The sequence below is a fragment of the Cupriavidus sp. 05L411 genome (genome assembly GCF_056398045.1).
Genome location: NZ_JBFTOQ010000119.1, coordinates 1 through 1,301 on the forward strand (window position 1 = coordinate 1; position 1,301 = coordinate 1,301).

The 1,301-nt window shown below is 60.3% G+C and carries 1 protein-coding gene; it reads right to left on the minus strand.

Going from position 1 to position 1,301, the window contains the following annotated elements; genetic code table 11:
* Positions 1-37: 37 nt before the first annotated feature.
* A complete protein-coding gene (locus AC1DQR_RS40175) occupies positions 38-1,210 on the minus strand; it encodes an integrase core domain-containing protein (protein WP_416047590.1) in 1,173 nt (390 codons plus the stop codon).
* Positions 1,211-1,301: the final 91 nt, after the last annotated feature.

The window sequence follows — 1,301 nt, forward strand, 5'->3', positions numbered from 1 at the left end:
TGTACGAATCAACCACATGGGTAACAAACGAGTTCACTCACATGGGTAACACTTTGATTGTCAGGTAGTGCTGCTTCGCCTGGCGTTCATCAATCAATCCTATGGCAATGGGGCCGAAGTGCACACGCCATATCCCATCGGCAACTGCCTCCAATCCGACCACCTCGCCCTGCAAGAGATGACCGACATAGATGATCTTGCCCGCCTGGTAGATCAGCCCCGCTTGCGTCACTCGGTGCGGCAGGATGTAGCTCGCGTACCTCATCTCCTCAAGACGACTCGGATAGGCCCGCATCGACTTTGTGTAGCAACTCTGCGGCGTGCATTGCTCCAACGCCTCGTGCGGCCTTTCCCGATTGTAGTAGCGCCGGAATTCATCCATGCGACGCTGCTGCCTGCTCAACGTGGCTGCCGGCGGCTGCGCCGTCGCTCGCTTGAGCGTGCGATGCATGCGCTCGTGCCGACCGTTCTGCTCCGGATGCCCTCGCTCGATCCGCTCCGGCACAATCCCCAGCTTCAGCCACCAGATCGACAACTGCGACAACCCTCCGCTACCCGTACTCGCGAACGGAACGCCRTTGTCCGTGCGCAGCCGGTCCGGCAAGCCGTAGCGCCGGAACAGTTGCTCGAAGACCGCACGCGTGGGTACCAACTGTGGCCCGATCAAGCCCTTGCAACCCAGCAGATACCGGCTCGCATGGTCCATTACCGTCAACGGATAACACCACCGGTGGTCCCCCGTCAGAAACTGCCCCTTGTAGTCCGCACTCCACAATCCGTTCGGCTCTCGGGTCGAGCGCAATACGCCTTCGTGCGGCATCACGCGACGTCGCAAGCGCCGTGGCGTGATCCGTCCTGCTTGCTTGAGTACGTTGTAAATTGTCGTGCGCGAGGGCACGAGCTCTGCCCCGTACCGGGCCTCCAGCAGCTTCTGGATCTTCTTCGGCCCTTGCTCCATCCCGCTCTGCATTCGCAGCGCCAGGATCGCCTGGCGGATCGCGTAGGGCACGCGCTCCTGCTCACGCCGACGCCGGCTGCGTTCGGCCAGTCCATCCAGCCCTTCTGCTTCGTACCGCTCAAGCCACTTGTAGCCTGTCTTCCGGCTGACGCCATATCGCGCGCACAGCGCGCTCATGCTCTCAACACCCTTGACGTGATCGACCACAAACAAAATTCGTTGGTCCATGGGTTTCAGCTCGCTCCAGGGCATGGGCATCTCCTTTCAGGGTCGCCCATGCAGCGTAGRAAACTGTTACCTATGTGCTTGAACTCAAGTGTTACCTATGTGAGTGAGTCGTACC